This is a genomic window from Cetobacterium sp. 2G large, from assembly GCF_014250655.1.
Lineage (GTDB): Bacteria > Fusobacteriota > Fusobacteriia > Fusobacteriales > Fusobacteriaceae > Cetobacterium_A > Cetobacterium_A somerae.
The window spans coordinates 18,053-37,053 of sequence record NZ_JACHTH010000002.1 but is presented as its reverse complement, the minus strand read 5'-3'; the positions used below and the strand labels follow the sequence as shown (position 1 = coordinate 37,053).

Annotated in this window: 17 protein-coding genes; 12 read left to right on the top strand and 5 right to left on the bottom strand. The window is 27.8% G+C overall.

The features are described 5' to 3' along the window. The first annotated feature begins 1 nt into the window (after window position 1). From H5J23_RS00560 to H5J23_RS00545, 4 genes are read left to right on the top strand one after another with little or no spacing between them, the layout of a single operon-like run. On the top strand, window positions 2–1,087 hold the full coding sequence (locus tag H5J23_RS00560) for a mannose-1-phosphate guanylyltransferase (RefSeq protein WP_185890363.1): 1,086 nt from the start codon (window positions 2–4) through the stop codon (window positions 1,085–1,087). Window positions 1,088–1,093: 6 nt separating this feature from the next. Further along, a complete protein-coding gene (locus H5J23_RS00555; RefSeq protein WP_185890361.1) occupies window positions 1,094–1,828 on the top strand; it encodes a CpsD/CapB family tyrosine-protein kinase in 735 nt (244 codons plus the stop codon). A gap of 2 nt (window positions 1,829–1,830) precedes the next feature. Further along, window positions 1,831–3,060 carry a TolC family protein gene (locus tag H5J23_RS00550; RefSeq protein ID WP_185890359.1) on the top strand — a complete coding sequence of 410 codons (1,230 nt, stop codon included), beginning with the start codon at window positions 1,831–1,833 and terminating at the stop codon, window positions 3,058–3,060. 17 nt (window positions 3,061–3,077) lie between these two features. Next, on the top strand, window positions 3,078–4,403 hold the full coding sequence (locus tag H5J23_RS00545; protein WP_185890357.1) for an efflux RND transporter periplasmic adaptor subunit: 1,326 nt from the start codon (window positions 3,078–3,080) through the stop codon (window positions 4,401–4,403). Between the two features lie 74 nt (window positions 4,404–4,477). On the opposite strand, the gene H5J23_RS00540 is transcribed toward H5J23_RS00545, so the two are convergent. Continuing rightward, window positions 4,478–4,816: a helix-turn-helix domain-containing protein gene (locus H5J23_RS00540; RefSeq protein ID WP_185890356.1), complete on the bottom strand. Its 339-nt coding sequence runs from the start codon at window positions 4,814–4,816 to the stop codon at window positions 4,478–4,480. A 233-nt stretch (window positions 4,817–5,049) separates the two neighbouring features. On the opposite strand from H5J23_RS00540, the gene H5J23_RS00535 reads away from it, so the two are divergent. Together H5J23_RS00535 and H5J23_RS00530 are read left to right on the top strand one after the other, a co-directional pair. Continuing rightward, window positions 5,050–6,159 (top strand): NADH:flavin oxidoreductase, encoded by a 1,110-nt coding sequence (locus H5J23_RS00535; RefSeq protein ID WP_185890354.1) that lies wholly within the window; start codon window positions 5,050–5,052, stop codon window positions 6,157–6,159. An 18-nt stretch (window positions 6,160–6,177) separates the two neighbouring features. After that, the gene (locus H5J23_RS00530) at window positions 6,178–6,696 is read left to right on the top strand and encodes a nitroreductase family protein (protein ID WP_185890352.1); all 519 of its coding nucleotides are present in this window, start codon (window positions 6,178–6,180) and stop codon (window positions 6,694–6,696) included. 31 nt (window positions 6,697–6,727) lie between these two features. Here the strand turns inward: H5J23_RS00530 and H5J23_RS00525 are convergent, their stop codons facing one another. Continuing rightward, window positions 6,728–7,429, bottom strand: a complete 702-nt coding sequence (locus tag H5J23_RS00525; RefSeq protein WP_023052478.1) for a GntR family transcriptional regulator — start codon at window positions 7,427–7,429, stop codon at window positions 6,728–6,730. A 153-nt stretch (window positions 7,430–7,582) separates the two neighbouring features. On the opposite strand from H5J23_RS00525, the gene H5J23_RS00520 reads away from it, so the two are divergent. From H5J23_RS00520 to H5J23_RS00505, 4 genes are all read left to right on the top strand, one after another. After that, window positions 7,583–9,178 (top strand): PTS transporter subunit EIIC, encoded by a 1,596-nt coding sequence (locus H5J23_RS00520; protein ID WP_185890350.1) that lies wholly within the window; start codon window positions 7,583–7,585, stop codon window positions 9,176–9,178. 18 nt (window positions 9,179–9,196) lie between these two features. After that, window positions 9,197–10,528, top strand: a complete 1,332-nt coding sequence (locus H5J23_RS00515; protein ID WP_185890348.1) for a 6-phospho-alpha-glucosidase — start codon at window positions 9,197–9,199, stop codon at window positions 10,526–10,528. Between the two features lie 10 nt (window positions 10,529–10,538). Continuing rightward, on the top strand, window positions 10,539–11,522 hold the full coding sequence (locus H5J23_RS00510; RefSeq protein ID WP_185890347.1) for an aldo/keto reductase: 984 nt from the start codon (window positions 10,539–10,541) through the stop codon (window positions 11,520–11,522). Window positions 11,523–12,213: 691 nt separating this feature from the next. Next, complete coding sequence (locus H5J23_RS00505; protein ID WP_185890345.1) at window positions 12,214–12,882, top strand: GNAT family N-acetyltransferase; 669 nt, start codon at window positions 12,214–12,216, stop codon at window positions 12,880–12,882. Between the two features lie 545 nt (window positions 12,883–13,427). Here the strand turns inward: H5J23_RS00505 and rsgA are convergent. The 3 genes from rsgA to murI form a co-directional block, all read right to left on the bottom strand. Next, a complete protein-coding gene (gene rsgA, locus H5J23_RS00500; protein WP_185890343.1) occupies window positions 13,428–14,495 on the bottom strand; it encodes a ribosome small subunit-dependent GTPase A in 1,068 nt (355 codons plus the stop codon). A 225-nt stretch (window positions 14,496–14,720) separates the two neighbouring features. Further along, the gene (locus tag H5J23_RS00495; protein ID WP_185890341.1) at window positions 14,721–16,196 is read right to left on the bottom strand and encodes a YfcC family protein; all 1,476 of its coding nucleotides are present in this window, start codon (window positions 16,194–16,196) and stop codon (window positions 14,721–14,723) included. Window positions 16,197–16,211: 15 nt separating this feature from the next. Next, window positions 16,212–16,988 (bottom strand): glutamate racemase, encoded by a 777-nt coding sequence (gene murI / locus H5J23_RS00490; protein WP_185890339.1) that lies wholly within the window; start codon window positions 16,986–16,988, stop codon window positions 16,212–16,214. A gap of 280 nt (window positions 16,989–17,268) precedes the next feature. Between murI and H5J23_RS00485 the strand changes: the two genes are divergently transcribed. Together H5J23_RS00485 and lysA are read left to right on the top strand one after the other, a co-directional pair. Continuing rightward, on the top strand, window positions 17,269–17,574 hold the full coding sequence (locus H5J23_RS00485; RefSeq protein WP_185890337.1) for a DUF3870 domain-containing protein: 306 nt from the start codon (window positions 17,269–17,271) through the stop codon (window positions 17,572–17,574). A 108-nt stretch (window positions 17,575–17,682) separates the two neighbouring features. Then, window positions 17,683–18,993, top strand: a complete 1,311-nt coding sequence (gene lysA / locus H5J23_RS00480; RefSeq protein ID WP_185890335.1) for a diaminopimelate decarboxylase — start codon at window positions 17,683–17,685, stop codon at window positions 18,991–18,993. Window positions 18,994–19,001: the final 8 nt, after the last annotated feature.

The window sequence follows — 19,001 nt, the reverse complement described above, 5'->3', positions numbered from 1 at the left end:
TATGATTGCTGCTATTATTATGGCTGGTGGAAGTGGAGAACGATTTTGGCCACTTTCCACACCACAAAAACCTAAACAATTATTATCTTTATTTTCTGAAAAGAGTATGATTAAAGAGACTTTAGAAAGAGTAGTTGGAACTATACCACTTGAAAATATATTTATTTCAACGAATATTTCTCAAGCTGAAATGATTTCTAAAGAGTTACCAGAAGTAAAAAAAGAAAATATTATTGTGGAACCACTTTCTAAAGATACTGCAGCGGCTATCAGTTATGCCTCTTTAATTATTAGGGAACGGTTTAAATTAATTACAGATAATATTCAGATTGTAGTATTGGCTTCTGATCATATTATTAAGAATTTATCAGACTTTAAAAAGGCTGTTATTTTAGGATTAGAAGTTGCTAAAAATAGCGAAGTAATTGTAACTTTAGGAATAAAACCTAGCAGACCTGAAACTGGTTATGGATATATTGAAGTTGGTGTAAATAATTCATCAATTGAAATGAATCAAGTATATAAAGTTAAAAAATTTAGAGAAAAACCAAATTTACAAACAGCTGAATCATATATTGATTCTGGAAACTTTTTTTGGAATTCTGGAATTTTTATTTTTAGTTTAAAAACAATTTTTAAAAATTTAGAAATTTTAATGGAGGATTATTGTGAAATACTACAAGAAATAACTCCAATATTGAAGACTGGAATTAATGGAATGGAGTTAGCAGATTCAGTCCATCCTTATTTTTCAAAATTTGAAAAAATATCTATAGATTTTGGTGTTTTAGAATATTCTAAAAATTTAAGAGTTATTCCAGTAGATATTGGGTGGAGTGATGTAGGAAGTTTTAAAGCTTTAGAAGAAATTTTACCTTTGGATGAAAATCAAAATATTATAAAAAATACCAAGGTTATTTCACAAGATTCTTATAATAATATTATTATTGCTGAAGGAAGCGTTATTTCTCTCTTAGGTGTTAATGATTTGATTATTATAAAAAATAATGAGCATATATTAATTTGTGATAAAAGTAGATCTCAAGATTTAAAAAAAGTTGTTGCTAAGCACAAGGAAGGAAGGTAGAGAACTATGTCTCAAGATTTATTTTTCGATAATAATATTCAACTCAGTGAATCTCTTAGAGTCATTAGAACAAATCTATTTTTTTTAAATAATAAAGATTTTGGACGAATTATTCTTGTTACAAGCTCAGTTCCCAAAGAAGGAAAGAGTGTTTTAGCTGTAAACTATGCACATAGTATTGCTATAACTGATAAAAAAGTTCTTTTGATTGATTGTGATTTAAGAAATCCTCGACTTGATGAAGCTTTTAATTTGAAGTTTAATTTTGGACTTGAATCTTTGTTATTTAATGATTTAGATATTGAAAAAATAATTATTAAAAATATCTCAAAAAATTTAGATTTTATTCCAAGTAAAGTAGTTGCATCTAACCCAACTGAACTTTTTTTAAATGATAAATTTCTAACACTACTAAATAAAATAAAAAATGATTATAATACAATAATAATCGATACTCCACCTCTTACTGTTGCATCAGATGCAGCTATTTTATCTAAAGTGTCAGATGGAGTTATCTATGTTGTAGCTTATGACGAAGTTAATGCTGAAGATTTAAAATTTGGCAAAGAACTTTTAAGAAATGCAAAAGCCAATATTTATGGATTTGTCGTTAATAAAGCCGAAAAAAATATAGGTAGCTATGGTAGAAATTATTCTTATTATGGCGATTCATCAAAAAATTCTAAAAAATCAAAATTTTCTTTAAACTTTATAAAAAAATTTTTTGGAGGAGGTGAGTAGGTATGAGCTATTTTTTTCTATTTTTTTCTATTTTTTTAAGCACCTGCATTCTTGCTCAAGAGATTAATATAAATACTATTTTTAAACGAATATTAACTCATAATCCTACAGTTAAAGTTAAAGAGTTGGATCACCAAATTCAAAAGAGTGAAGAAATTCAAACTTTTAAAAATTTATATCTTCCTCCAGTTGTTGTATCTAATGAAAATAGAATTGAATCTATTCGTAATCAAGGACTTAAACTTAATACTTTAGAGGCCAAAGTTGATATCTTCAATGGATTAAAAGACTACAACACTTTAAAAAAAACAACAAATAATGTCCAAATATCTGAACAAGATATATTTCTTACAACTCTTAGAGAACAAGAAAGAGGAGTAAATGATTATTTTTTAACTTTAAATTATGAAAATCAAGTTAAAATTTTTGATTCAGCGATTGATACATTAAATAAGCAATACTACCGACTGAAACGTATGTTTGAAGAAAATCAACTTTCTCCAAAATCAGAATATTTAAAAATTTTAAGTGATATTGAAGATTTAAAAAGTTTAAAAGCTCAATATCAAGCAGCTGCATTAAATTCAAAAGAAAGTTTATTTAAAATTTTGAACTATCCTCTTAATTCAACTTTTACTTTAAAAGAGTTTTCTATTAGAGAGGATTTTTTAGGGTTTCAATTATCTCCCAAAACTACTCAACCTGAAAAAACTACCCTTGGAAAAAGAGAACAATTAATATTAAAAAATTCAGAATATGATGTTAAAATCGCTAAAAGTGAGTTTTATCCAACTGTATATATAAAAGCTATTAAGGATTTTTATGAAGATTCGGATAATGGATACTATGCTAATCATGATGGCCGAGTTGAATTAGGGTTTTCATATTCTTTTAATTGGGGAAGTACAATAGATAAAGTTGAACAGAAAAAACTTGAAATGAAAAAAGCTGAAATAAATTATATAGAGAATATTAAAGAAATTGAGTTGAGGATGAGAACAAAACAAAGAGAGATTGAATCCTTGATAGAACAGAGTTTGTCCCAAGAAAAAAGAGTTGCTATTTTAAAAGAAAATTTAAAAATAGATAATCTTAGATTTGAAAGTGATTTAATTACTACTTTCGATTATTTGAATTCTTTAAACCAACTAATTAGTTCACAAGAAAATTTATATAAAACTCAAAGAGATTTAGTTCTTTCAAAAATTGAGTATGATAATCTTTTCAAATAATTTTTGGGGGTGTATTTATGAAAATAAAAAAAATAACTATTCTTTTTTTTATTATTTTAGGTGCTTTAATTTCAATTTCTTTTGTCTTAAAAAAAAATCCAGATAAAACTATTAAAGTAAAAGTTTTGGATTATTCTAATATTTCTATCTCTAATAAATATACAGGAGTTGTCTCACCTAAAGAAATTTTTCCTATAGTTGCTGAAGGGCCAACTATTGTAGAAAAGTTTTTAGTAAAAGTTGGAGATGAAGTTAAAAAAGGAGATCAACTTGTTGTTTTTAGCAATATTTCACTTTTAGAAAATGAACGAATATTAAGAGGTAATGAGATTGATATTGAAGATACTCGATTAAAGCTTTCTAATCTTGAAAGTGGCCCTTTGAAAATTGAACTAAATAATAAAATTTTAGAAATTAAGAATATGGAAGAAGAAGTTATAAATAAAAAAAGAACGTTTCCTATTTTAGAATCTGAAGTTAAAGCTGCTAAAAGTCGTTTAACAGCATATAGAACTCTTTTTAAAGAGGGAGGAGTAACCTCTACTGATTTAAGTTCTATAACATCACAGTTTGAAAGAATTAATTTAGATTTAATTAATTTAAAAAGTTCTATTTTATTAAGTGAAGATAAACTAAAATTTCTTAAAGAAAATTATGATAGTTTAAATAAAGAATTATCTTTGGAAAAAACGATACTCTTATCTAAATTAGAAAAATTAAATTTAGAAAATAATCTTTTAAATAAAAGATTTGAACAAATTTCTAAGCCATTTGTTTCTCAATATGATGGTGTTATATATACTGTTAATTCGCAAGATGGAGTTTCTTTAGCTGGTGGTGAAAGGCTTTTAACCATAGCAACACAAGCTAAAAATATTGTTAATTTAGATATTCCAATAGAAAACTTTCAAAATATTCAAGTAGGTGATAAAGCTCTGGTTACGCCACCTAATAATGAGGCTGAAAATGCTTCTAAAATTCTTGGAAAAGTTTCTAAAGTTTCATCAATAGCTAAACCCTCTGCTGATGAAAAGAAAAATTTAATTATTGAAACTGAAATAGAAATGCCAGATTCAATCTATTTTAATCCTGGATATTTTGTTGATGTTGAAATTTTTAGTGATTTAAAATCTAATGCTTTATCCATAGATTCTTTTTCCATTTTTAAAGAGGAAAATAAATCATTTGTTTTTATTTTAGAGAATGGGATTGCAAAAAAAACTCAAATTGACATAGGATTTAAAACTAAAAATAGTGCTGAAGTTTTAAATTTACCAAAAGGAACTAAAATTATTATTAATCCGTTTAATACAATAGACGGTCAGCGTGTTATTTCAGAGTAAAAGAATTGATATAGATATTTTTATAGCATAAAAAGGTTTGATTTTTTCAAGATAATCAAACCTTTTAAATATCTTTAGTATTCAATAGAGCAAGATTCTAAATATTTTTCAGCCCACTTTTCAATCATTTCTAAGGCTGGTAAAAGAGCTAATCCCTTTTCGGTAAGTTTATATTCAACTCTAGGTGGAACTTCTGGGTAAACTATTCTCTCTACAATTTTTTCCTCTTCTAACGCTTTAAGTTGTTCGTTTAATATTTTTTGAGTAATTCCATGAATTCTTCTCTGAAGTTCTAAAAATCTAACAGGCTCCTCTTTCAAATGACAGATAATTAATGCTTTCCATTTTCCACGAATAAATTCTAATCCCAAATCTAGTTGGCAAAAGTAGTTTTTATCTTTATAATTTAACATTTTATCTCCCTTTAATTTCAAAAAATTTTTAGTATTTATATTTTAACATTTAAATCATTAATGTCAAATAACAAATTTTTTTAATATTATTAAAATACTTTTTATAAAGAAAACCTTATTCTGTTTAAATTCTTACAAAAAAGTAAGTAGTCTTACAAAAAAGTGCGTACTTGTTAAAGAAATTATAATGAAATATAATCTCGTTATAATATAAAAGTTTAAAGGAGATAAATATGAAAAATATTTTTGATAAAACAAAATTAGGTAATTTAGAAATGAAAAATAGAATAATAAGAGGAGCGTTATGGGAAGATTTAGCAGATGAAAAAGGCCACCTTACTCCAGAACTTTCAGCTATTTATGAGGAGTTAGCTCAAGGTGGAGCTTCAACTCTTATTACAGGATATGCTTTTGTTACTAAAGATGAGCAACCGAATCCTGGAATGATGGGGATATATGATGATAGTTTTATTCCTGAATATCAAAAATTTACAAATAAAATTCATGAATATGGAGCTAATATAATAATGCAAATAGTTTACGGTGGGTTCATGACAACGTTTAATGTTGGAGAAAGAACTATTTGGGGACCTTCAACTATACAAAATGAAAATACTGGAACTTGGGCTAAAGAGATTACAAAAGAAGAGATAGAGTATTTAGTTAAAGCATATGCTGATGCAGCATTAAGAGTTAAAAAATCAGGATTTGATGGTGTAGAGATACATGGCGGTCATGGGTATCTTCTTAGTCAATTTTTATCACCATATTATAACAAAAGAACTGATGAATATGGTGGTTGTATTGAAAATAGAGGAAGAATTATATTTGAAATTTTTACAGCTATGAGAGAGTCTGTAGGAAAAGATTTTCCAATTTGGATTAAATTAAACTCTGCTGATTATGTTAAAGAGGGTGGACTTACAGAAGAGGACAGCATGTACGTTGCTAAAAAACTTGCAGAGTTAGGAATTGATGCAATAGAGGTTACAGGTGGAAATGAATCTATAAAAGAGGTATCAGAAAATAATTTAGGTGCTGCTAGAACAAAAGTTGTAGTTTCTAAAACTAACGAATCATATTTTAAAGACTATGCTAAAAAATTAGCTGAAATGATTGATATTCCAGTAATTTTAATAGGTGGAAATAGACATATAGATGTGATGGAGGAGATTTTAAATAGTAGTAAAATTGAGTATTTTTCAATGTCTAGACCATTGACTTGCGAACCTAATTTAGTAAATATTTGGATGTCAGGAGACTTAAAAAAACCAAAATGTGTATCGTGTAATAAATGTTATTTTACACCAGGGAAGAGATGTATTTTTAATTTAAAAAAATAGTTGGATAAAGGAGAACATATGAATTCAATTTTTTATAGAAGAAGTATTAGAAGTTTTTTAGACAAAGATGTTGAATGTGAAAAAATAGAAAGGGTTTTAAGAGCTGGGATGCAAGCACCATCAGCACATAATTTTAAACCTTGGGAGTTTATTGTTGTTGAAAGTGAAGAAAAGAAAAATGCTATTTCAAAAATGAGTCCTTATGCAGTTCCTGTAAGTAAATCTAAAGTTTCGATAGTTGTTTTAGGAAATACAAAATTAGTAGAAAAAGATAATATGTGGTTACAACAAGATTTAAGTGCAGCTATTCAAAATATGTTGCTTCAAATTGTAGAAGAGGGGCTAGGAGGAGTTTGGCTTGGTTTTTATCCTGAAGTGGAAAGAGTAGAGAAAATGAAGAGATATTTTAACCTACCAGAACATATAATTCCTTTTGGAGTCGTGGCTTTTGGATATTCTAATGAAGAAAATAAATTTATAGATAGATATGATGAGACAAAAGTTTATTGTGAAAACTATAATTGGGAAGAAAATTGATAATCTAATTATCAATTTTCTTCTTTTATTTTTATCTTTTTGAAGTAAAAGTAAACTCATATATATTTGGATTAAAATATAGTTCACTATATTCAAATGGTATATCTTTTTTAGAAATTCCAATAGATGTTTTGTAGAATATTGGTTCACAAGAAGTTAAATTAAATAGTTGACTTAACTCTTCGTTTGGTAGAATTGGAGTTATTTTATTGTAGCTCTCCTTTATAGAAAGGGTTTTCTCTACAAAATCATACTTAGATCCCTTCATAATATCTTTAGTTAAATTTGGAAAAAGACTTTTAGGAAGATAAGTATTTTCAAGGTTTACAGGAGTATTGTCCAAATATCTAACTCTTTTTATAAAGAAAAAAACTTCATTAGAATCACAATTAAATATCTCCATTAATTTTGCATCTCCAGAAATCTCTTTAAATTCAATAACATCTGTTCGTGGTGTTTGCTTTAAAAAATGTGATTTTTCACTAAAACTTAATTGTTCACTAATATTTAAATTTAAAGTATTTTTCTTAACATAGTTTCCACTTCCAACTTTTTTTTCTAAAAATCCCTTTAAGACTAAATGTTCAATAGCATTTCTAATTGTAACTCTAGTAACATTGTATTCTTCGGCTAATATTCTCTCAGCAGGAAGACGTTCATTTTTTTTATAGGTATTATTTAAAATTTTCTCTTCAAGTTCTTTTGCAATTTCAATATATCTAGGTAACTTCATTAATATCTCCTATATTTTTTGTCTATTGAAATAATTATAATTTTTATTAAAAAAAAAATCAATAAAAAAATTATTGACAAAAATGAAAAAATGAAATATCATTACCTTGTAATTGGTATATACCAATTTTAAAAAATTGTTTTTGGGGGTCTTATGGACAAAGTTTTAAAAAAAGATTGCGGTTTAAATTTTGAAAAACTAAAAAAAACTATAACTCGACTGGGAACTGAATTTTCTAAAGGAATATTAGTTCCAGTATTTACACTACCTATAGTTGGAATGTTATTAGCATTTGGAGTTTTATTAACAAATCCATCTATTCCTTTTTCAAAAATTCAATGGTTAAATAATTTTGGTGTTTTGACAAAAGATTCATTACTAAGCATATTTATAAATCTATCTCCAATATTTGCTGTTGGAATTGCTTCGGGAATGACAAAAAGAAAAAAGGGAGATGCAGGATTAAGTGGAATAATTTTATTTTTTATTTTTCTTTATTCTATGAATTCTTTTATGAAAATTAAAGGATTTCTTATAACCGGTGATTTAAGAGGTACTGGACAGAGTTTAGTCTTAGGTGTTCAAGTTTTAGATATGGGGGTATTTTTAGGAATTATTTTAGGATTGGTTACATCTTATCTACATAATAAATTTGTAGATAAAGAATTTGAAGGTGCAATGAGACTTTATGGTAGTTCAAATTTAGCTTTATTGATAGGGATACCAATTGTAATTTCATTATCAATATTTTTTACTTATACTTGGCCAGTGATACAGATTTTTATAGCTAAAATGACGAATACAATTGTTTCTACAGGAGTATTTGGTGTAGGTATTTATGGGTTTTTAGAAAGAATATTGATTCCGACAGGATTACATCATTTGTTATGGGTACCTGTAGAATTATCAGCTATAAGCGGAACTGGTGTAGTTGATGGCCAATATTTAGAAGGTGTAAGAAATATTGCTATGGCAGAACTATCATCTTCAACTATTAATAGATTAGGGCCTGGAGCAGTTTATTTAACAAAAGCTATGAGCAAAATGTTTGGATTAGTAGGAGCAGCTTTAGCTATGTATAGATGTGCAAATAGTGATTTAAAAGAAAAAACAAAAGGGATTTTAATTCCAGCAGTAGGAGCAGCAGTTTTTGCAGGAGTGACAGAACCATTAGAATTTTCATTTTTATTCACTGCTCCAATTTTATTTGTTGTTCATGCAATATTAGCTGGAATAGGAATGGCAGTAGCTGCATTATTAGATTTAAGAGTAATAGCTGTATCTGGAGGAATTGAATTTTTAGCAATGATGCTTCCAGCAGGGGTTAAAGGAGATACACTTAAATTTATTTTATTAGGGTTTGCTCAGATTGCTTTATATTATGTTATATTTAAGTTTTTAATAGAAAAATTAAATTTAAAAACTCCAGGAAGAGAGAGTGGAGAAGTAAAGCTTTATAGCAAAGAGGATTATAAAGAAAAAAATAAAGAGAGTGAAAAAAGCGATAAAATAAAAAATATAATTTTGGGATTAGGTAGTTCTGAAAATATAAAAACTATTACAAATTGTTACTCAAGACTTAGAGTTCAAGTTAAAGATTTAGAAAAAATAGATGAGAATTTATTAAACACAACAGGATGTAGTGGTATTGTTAAAAATTCTGAGGGAGTTCAGATTATATATGGATTATCTGTTCAAAAGATAAAAAAAGAGGTTTGTAAAGAGTTAAATATAAAAGATGAAGAGTAAAGATGAGGGAGGATTATTATGAAAAAATATATTGTAGTTATAGCAGGTGGGGGAAGCACATTTACGCCTGGAGTTGTAAAAGCTTTATTAAGTAAAAAAAATGAATTTAAATTAGATGAATTAAGAGTATTTGATATAGATGGAGAAAGACAGAGAAAGATTTCTGTTATAACAAAAAGTGTAGTTGATGAAATGGATCCAGGGTTATTATTTACAGAGCATACAAATCCAGAATCAGCTTTTCAAGATGCAGATTTTATATTTGCACAAATCAGAACTGGTAAATACGCAATGAGAGAGTTAGACGAAAAAATTCCTTTATCATTAGGAACAATTGGACAAGAAACTTGTGGTCCAGGGGGAATGGCATACGCATTAAGAGCTATTAAACCTATGGTAGAATTAGTTGATTACATGGAAAAATATTCTAAAAAAGAGTGCTGGATGATAAACTATTCAAATCCAGCTTCAATAGTAGCAGAGGCAATGAGAAGATTAAGACCTAAATCAAAAGTTCTTAATATATGTGACATGCCAGTTGGTATGATGCAAAAAATGACAGATATATTTAAATGTGATTATGAAGAGATTGAACCTGAATATTTTGGACTTAATCATTTTGGATGGTTTACAAGTTTAAAAGTAAATGGTGTTGAGAGAATAGATGAGATGAAAAGCTTTATAAAAGAGCATGGACTATTTCCTGAAACTAATTATGATTTACAGCATAAGGATGCATCATGGCAAAAAACTTATAAAAATATGAAGTACATTTTAAATCTATTTGATGACTATGTACCAAATACATATATGCAATATTATCTATTAGGAGATTTAGTTTTAAATCAATTAAATAAAGATTATACAAGAGCAAATGAAGTAATGGATGGAAGAGAAGCAACACTATTCAAAGCTATAGATGAGTATGAAAAAACAGGTAATTATGATAGAGAAGCTTTCCATGTTGGAGCTCATGGATTATTTATTGTAGATGTTGCAAACTCTTTGGTGAATGATTTAAATAAAAAATATTTAGTGATTGTAGAAAATAATGGAGCTATTAAAAATCTTCCGAATGATGCTATGATAGAAATACCATGTTTAATAACTAAAGATGGACCGGTAAGTACGTATAAAAATTTAGAAATACCTACATTCAATAAAGGGATGATAGAGCAGCAATTAGCTTCTGAAAAATGTTTAGTAGATGCTTATATGGAAAATTCATATGATAAAGCACTTAAAGCATTAACTTTAAATAAAACAGTTTCATCAGCATTAAAAGCAAAAGATATTTTAGATAGTTTAATCGAAGCTAATAAAGATTTTTGGCCAGAATTAAGAAAATAAGGAGAAAATTATGATATATAAACAGTTTAAAGCATTAAATAATGAAAAACTATCTTCAGTTGGATTTGGGTGTTGGGCGATAGGTGGTACATGGAATAATACAGAGGATCAAAAATCTATAGAAACAATAAAGAAAGCTGTAGAGTTAGGTATAAATTTTTTTGATGTCGCTCCTATTTATGGAATGGGACATTCAGAAAAAATCTTAGGAGAGGCCTTAAAAGATTATGATAGAAGTTCTCTTTTTATTGCAACAAAATGTGGTCTTATATGGGATGAAAATAAAGTTGTTACTAAAAGTATATCAAGAGAAAGTTTATATAAAGAGTTGAATGCCTCATTAGAAAGACTTCAAACTTCTTATATTGATTTATATCAAATACATTGGCCATTTGAAGGAATGGAATTAGAAGAGGGAATGGCTACTTTAATGGAGATGAAAGAAAAAGGGTTAATAAGATATATTGGTCTATCTAATTTTTCCTTAAAAGATACAAAAAAATGTATGGAGTTAGCTGAAATTTCAACACTTCAAGGTTTATATAATATGTTAGAACCAAATTCAGAAATTTATCATCATAAACAACTAGAATATAGAACAGCAAACGAATTATTACCGCTATGTAAAGAGGAAGGTATGGCATTTTTACCATATAGCCCTTTAATGCAAGGGTTACTAACTGGAGAGTTTAAATTAGAAAATAATTTTGATTCATCAGACGATAGATCAAAAAATCCAAAGTTAAATGGAGAAAGATTTTTAAATTACTTTAACTGTGTTGAAGAATTAAAAGAAATAGCTCAAGAAATAGGAAAACCATTGTCACAAGTTGCTATAAATTGGTTAATAGCTCAAAAAGAAGTTGGTCCAGTTATTTGTGGGGCTCAAACACCTCAGCAAATAGAAGAGAATGTAAGAAGTACGACATGGGAATTAGAAGAAAAAACAATTAAAAAAATAGAAATGGTATTAAATAAAAAAAATATTTGCTAAAATTCTGTTATTTTTTAAAATTTGAGAAATAGAATAGATAAAGATAAATATAATAGTATTAAAAAGGATTAGGTTATTTTAGCTTAATCCTTTAATTTTTATATTTTTTAATAAAAAAAGTAGAGGACAGCCCTCATAAATCCCTCTACTCACTACTAAATCACCTTTGAATAACTTTAAAACTTTCAATCATTTCATTTAAAAATTAAAACATCCTTGAAACTGTGTGATGGTTATTTTTACTGCTTTAAATTCTTTTTTATCTTCTAACTATTATTGTAATCTTTAGGCGTTTATTTCTTAAAAAAGTTTGAAAAAATTTAAAATACAAAAAAGGGAAAGAGCCTCTGGGGGGATAGAGGCTCTTTTGGGGGGATTAAATTATTTATTATTTTTTAACACTTATTAATAATATTTAGACAACAGGTTTTGTAAAAAAGTTTTAATTTTTTAAAAAATTAAATCAAAATACTTTCTCACAGGAATAGTTTCTTTAGAATGTTATTATATTGACTCGATAATAAAATAACTGTATAATATCAAAATAAATAAAATTTAATATTAGGAGTGATTTTTTGTTTAATAATGAGAGTGTGTTCTTCCTATAATAGGAAGGACTATTGATTTCCTTTCTATATATAGGTTTTGATAAAATCGTAGAGTCAGAATTAAAATTAGACGGAGGATAAAATTGAAATTAGAAATAAGATTAGAAGAAAAAAATGATTATAGAAAAGTTGAGGAGATGACTAGAGAGGCTTTTTGGAATCTATATGTTCCAGGAGCTAATGAGCATTCCATAGTTCACTATTTAAGAAATTCAGAAGTGACAATTCCTCAGTTAAACTTTGTTGCTACTAAAGATGGAGAGATAGTTGGACATATTTTTTATACTAAAGCTGAAGTTATAGATAAAGAAGGTAAATCTCATGAAGTCTTAACTTTTGGACCTTTAAGCGTATCTCCTAAATTTCAGAAACAGGGTATAGGGAGAGCTTTGATTGAATTTACTAAAAGAATAGCAGCTGATATGGGATATAAAGGGATAATTATATACGGATATCCTGGATATTACAATAGAGTTGGTTTTAAAAGTGCAGCTAGTTTTGGAATAGCAAGAGCTGATGGAGTTTTTGCCAAAGCCCTTTTAGCTATGGAGCTTTATCCCGGCTCTTTAAAAGAGATTTCTGGAGATTTTCATGAAGCTGTAAGCTGTTTTCAATTGGATGAGAATGAATTTTTGAAATTTGAATCTTCATTCCTTGCAAAGGAGAAAAAACATGAACCATCACAGGATCTGTTTTTAGAGATGGTTGATAAACTTGAAGATCCTGAAAATATAAAATTAAATAATCATTAATCTAATTTTAGGAGCAGTGTCATTTTAAATGATACCGCTCCTTTTTCTCATAAACTAAAGTTTATAGAACTATCAAACTAACTGAATTAAAAAAGTAGAGGGCAACCATCACAAATCCCTCTACTCACTACTAAATCACCTTTGAATAACTTTAAAACTTTCAATCATTTCATTTAAAAATTAAAAAACTTCTTAAAAATAAATTAATCTACTAACATTTAAATCTATTTCCTCAATATAATAGTTAGACAAAACAACTTCATAATTTGTTAAAACTTTTTAAAAACTCCTCCTTTTAAAAATTAAAACATCTTTGAAACTGTGTGATGGCTATTTTTACTGCTTTAAATATTTTTCTATCTTCTAACTATTATTATAATCATTAGACGTTTATTTCTTAAAAAAAAGTTTGAAAAAATTTAAAAAAATGGAAAGAACCTCTGGTGAAGAGAGGTTCTTTTTTTAAGATATTTTAATTCATCAACCTCTATTATAAAGGTTAACTCTTTTATAAAATCTTTATATTTGTTCAATAATATCTTCTATTATTTTATTTTTTGTTTGTCTTTTATAAATTTTCTAGCCTTCTTCAGTCCACCAACTTCTTTAAACATTTGATTTAATTTTTGTTGTTCTAACTCTTTACTAGTTAGTCCATCGTATGAACTTTCTCTTTTTAGCTTAAAGTAGTTTTCAATTCTTCTTTCATCTATAAGCCCATTTATTAATGCTTTTTTTACAGCACAACCTGGTTCATCAGTATGAGAACAGTTATTAAATTTACATTGATTTACTAAATCTTCCATCTCTAAAAAATACTTAGATACATCAGCACTTTGAATTCCAATCTCTCTCATTCCAGGGGTATCAATTATGACTCCACCAAAAGGTGAAACAAACATTTCACGTCCTGTTGTAGTATGCTTACCTTTATCTCCTTTACCAATACTCTTTGTTTCTAGTCGATTTTCTCCTAAAATTTCATTAATTAAAGTTGATTTTCCAACTCCTGAAGAGCCAATAAAAGCTGTAGTTATATCTTTTTTTAAATATTTTTTAAATTTATCAATGTTATCTTCTTTAAATGTTGTAACAATAATATCTGAAAAAGCTGATATTTCTTCAACTTCTTGTATACACTTGAGTAAATCTTTAGAAAGATCAGATTTTGTTAAAACAACAACAGGAACTGCACCGCTGTCCCAAGTTATAGAAAGATATCTTTCTAGTCTATTTAAATTATAATTTTCATTTAAAGACATACAAATAAAAACAATATCAATGTTAGTTGCAATAATTTGAACTTGATCACTTGTTCCAACTGCCGTTCGAGAAAAAGTAGTTTTTCTTGTTAAAATTTTATGTATAATAGCTTTAGAATCATTTTCATTAAATGAAACCATTACATAATCTCCAACTGCAGGAAATTCAATCGATTCTGTAGCTTCATATCTAAACTTCCCAGATATTTCAGCTAATTTTTCATTACATTCAGTAATAATTTTATATAAACCTTTATATTGCGCTATAACTCTAGCTAATCTAAACTTAGGATAGTTTTTAGCTTCCTCAACATAAATATTTTTTAAACCATAATTTTCTAATATATTCAAAATAAACGCCTCCTATTTTTAAGTTTAACTTAAAGGAGGTATTGAAGTAGATTATTTATTCAATCCCTCCTTCTTCATTACACTCTCTAATACACTTTTATTTTTTCTCACAAAACACACTCCTTATATATATTTTTTTAATTAGTTTATATCTATTTTAATTTATTATACAATAATATGTATAGAAAGCACAAGAAAAACAGTGGGAATAAGGTATATTTTAAATTAATACCCTATAAAATATGCAATAACGATTGCAGCAGCTCCGATACTTAGCCAGATTCCCATGAGAGGAGCCATCCACTTCACCCATTTTTCATATGAGATTTGTGAAATTGCAAGGTAACTCATAAGTCCTCCCGCAGTTGGATTGATATAGTTTGTAAATCCATCGCCATATTGAAAAGCTAAAACAACAGTTTGTCTAGAAACTCCTATCATATCCCCTAAAGGAGCCATGATGGGCATAGTTGTTGCAGCTTGTCCGCTTCCTGATGGAATAAATAGATTTGTTATAATCTGAACGCAATACATAAGTAAAGCTGAGATAACTCCTGGCAAAGATGAAATTTTACTAGAGAGATAGAATAAAATTGTATCTATAATTTGTCCATCCTCTAATACAACTAGGATTCCACGAGCTAATCCAACAGCAAGAGCTCCAAATACAACTCCTCTAGCGCCATCTAAAAAGTTATTTGCAGAATTAGTTGGAGAGATTCCTGCAACAAAACTAGAAGCAATTCCCATGAACATAAATATACTAATTAATTGTTCTGTTCCCCATCCGTGTTTTAAAACTCCATATGTTAAAGTTATAAATCCAACTAACATAACTAAAAGAACACCTTTTTGTCTAAGAGTTAAATCTGGAACCTCTTGATTATTTGTTGATGTATTAGACATAGCTTTTTGTTTAACCTCTAAATCAAATACCACACTGCTAAAAGGATTTTCCTTTACTTTTCTAGCATATCTCATAATATATAAAACTGTAGCAACGTATAAAACTATATAAACTGCTACTCTAAATCCCATTCCAGAGTAAATTGGAAGTCCAGCTATTGAGTGAGCAACTCCAACTGTAAATGGATTTATAAATCCACCAATGAAACCAACTCCAGCTCCCAAAGCCACCATAGCCATTCCAACCATAGCATCAAATCCAAGAGCTCTTGCTAAAAGAACTCCCAGTGGAACAAAAGCTATAGCTTCTGTGTTCATACCAATTGCTACTCCTCCAATTGAAAATACAAACATAACAACTGGGATTAAAAGCATACCTTTATTTCTGAATAAGTAAGCCACTTTTGCTATTCCAGAATCAATGGCACCTGTTTTTTGAATCATATTAAAAAATCCACAAACCAAAAATGTGAAAAAAACAATTCCAGAGGTTGCCTGAAGACCTCTAATTAATACAGTAAATAGATTGTGCTCAGTAAAAGAGAAAAACTTAACAGGTGTATTGGCAACATATGTAAAAGTTTCTGGAGCTATAATCATTCTACCAGAATTGACATCTTTAACTCTTTCATAAACACCAGCAGGAATTATATAGGTTCCTATAAATGATAAAATAATCATTCCAACAATAATTACATAGGTATGAGGAATTTTAAATTTCTCTATTTTAAGTTCCTTTCCTTTTGTGCCCACTCCGCCACTATTTTTTAAATTTAAATTTGATTCACTACTCATATAGCACTCCCCTTTTTAAATTTTGTGTACATCAACCATTTTTTGATCCAATAGCTGTTCCCCAACAGTTATAAAATTTTCTAAATCTCCAGTTACATAGTAACTTATTTTATTATAATTTTTTAAATTTGCAATACTTTTTAATTTTTTTAATTGTTCCCCAACTAATCTAGCAGTTTCCTTAGCTGGATTAACGATAGTACACTTAGCTATATCTCTAATTTTTTCTTCTAAGTACGGGTAGTGAGTACAACCTAAAATTAGAGTATCAATATCCTTAGGTAAGTTTTCAATATAATTTTTTAAAATATTGTGAGACTCCTCGTTGTCCTTCCAACCTTTCTCTATCATAGGACAAAGGAGCTCACATCCTTGTTGGTATACCTCATAATTTTCGTTTAAATTTTGTATAGCATTTTTATAAGCATTTGTTTTAGCTGTCAATGGAGTTGAAAGTACCCCAATTTTTTTATTTTTACTTTCCCTAAGTGCCATAGTAGCTCCTGGATTTATAACGCCTATAATTGGGAGAGTAGGAAATTTTTCTTTTAAATAATCTAGAGAAGCCACAGTGGCTGTATTGCAAGCTATAACTATGAGGTCGACATCTTTATTTATTAAAAATTCACTGATTTTATAACAAAGCTTTTGAATATCCTCAATTGTTTTAGTTCCATATGGAGAGTTAAAACTATCACCATAATAAATAAATTCAGTAGAACTTAGCTCTTTTAATAACTCTTTTAAAACTGTTAACCCACCAACACCAGAATCAAAAACTCCTACTTTCATATTTTCCTCCTTATACTATATAAAAAATGTATAAAAAAAAGTCTAAAATTATTCTTACATAGTTTTGAAAACTATTTTAAAGATAATTTTAGACCTCATTTACTTTTAGAATCATAAATAAGTGTATTTTTTTATTTCTTCATTTATTCAATTAATAGATGTTATACCTCAAGTTTTCACTTCTGTCAAATTTTTGTTTTAATTTTTTTATTTGACTTTTAAGAGTTCTTGGAGTATATATTATTCGTAGGAATTATTTGATACTAGGGGAGATAGTTGAATGAAAGAAAAATATATTGTTGGGACTGCAAAAACGTCTATAGACAATGCAATAACTAAAAATTATAACAGCTTTTTTGTGGGTTTTATCATTGATGAAAATGGAAAAATTTTAGATGTTGAAGCTTCTGCAATTTTAAAGATAACGAATGATTTTATTAAAAAAATTTTTGTTGGAAAAGACTTTATAAAAGATTTTGAAGAGATAAGTTCTATCATATTAAAAAATTATTTAGGATCCTCTCAAAAATCTATAATCGTAGCCTATAAAGACGCTATAAAAAAATATAATCAATCAGTGAATTAATACACTTATTTATCAAAAAAAAACGTAAATAAGGTCTAAAATTCTAATTAATATAGAGTTTTAGGCCTTTTTTGTATTTTAATAGTTTTATTAATCAAGGAGGATACAGTGAAATATTTAGGAACAATGACTAATGTAGATGGAGTTTTAGAAATAGGTGGAGTTTCTGTAAAAGAGTTGCAGGAAAAGTATGGTACTCCTCTTTATATTTACGATTTAGAGTTTATGGAGAAAAATATAAAAGATTTAAAGGAATCTTTTGTCAGTGAAAAATTTAAAACAACTATAGTTTATGCTTCAAAAGCTTATTTATCTAAAGGAATGGCTCAAATTATTGAAAAGAATGGACTTGATATTGATGCTGTTTCAGGTGGAGAGCTATACACTATTTTAACTTCGAGTTTTCCTACAAAAAGAGTTCATATGCACGGTAATAATAAATCTTTAGAAGAGATTGAGATGTGTGTAAAAAACGGGATTGGGAGTATTATTTTAGATAATAGATTTGAAGCTGAAAAAGTTGCACTTGTGTGTAGAAAATTTAATAAAAAAATGAATGTTATGTTAAGATTAAATATTGGAATAGATGCTCATACTCATGAATATATAAAAACATCAAAGCACTCATCTAAGTTTGGGGAGTCTATTTTTGATAAAGATATTGTTAAAATAGTTAAGGATATTGTAGATAGACCTGAGTTAAATTTTTTAGGATTTCATAGTCACATTGGATCTCAGATTTTTGATGAGTTAGCTTTTTGCGAAGGTGTTGAAACTATGGTTGAGTTCACAAAGAAAATTTCAGAAAAACTTAATATATACATTCCAGATATAAATATTGGAGGAGGGTTTGGAGTTAGATATACCCAAGAGGATACTGATGTTAATCTAAAAAAAATAATGAAAAAGATTATCAGATGTTTAGAAAATAGTTTAGTAAAAGAAGGGATGGATATAAAAAATGTGACTATTGAACCTGGGCGATCTATCGTGGCTCAAGCGGGAAGTACTCTTTATACAGTTGGTGGAGAAAAAGAAACATATGGTGGAGAAAAATATATTTTTATTGATGGAGGGATGACAGATAATATAAGACCAGCTCTTTATCAAGCTAAATATGAGAGCATCGTTGCAAATAAACTTAATGAAACAGAGAAAGAGATTGTAACTATTGCTGGTAAATGTTGTGAATCGGGAGATATCATAGCTAAAAATGTGAGGCTAGGAAAATGTAGGGAAAATGATTTGATTCTTGTTAGCTGTACAGGGGCGTATGGATACTCTATGAGTAGTAATTACAATAAAGTTTTAAAACCAGCAGTGGTATTTATAAAAGATGGAAAAAGTTATCTTGTTTCTAAAAGAGAAAGTTATGATGATTTAACAAAAAATGATATACTATTGGAAAATATATTTTAAGGAGATGC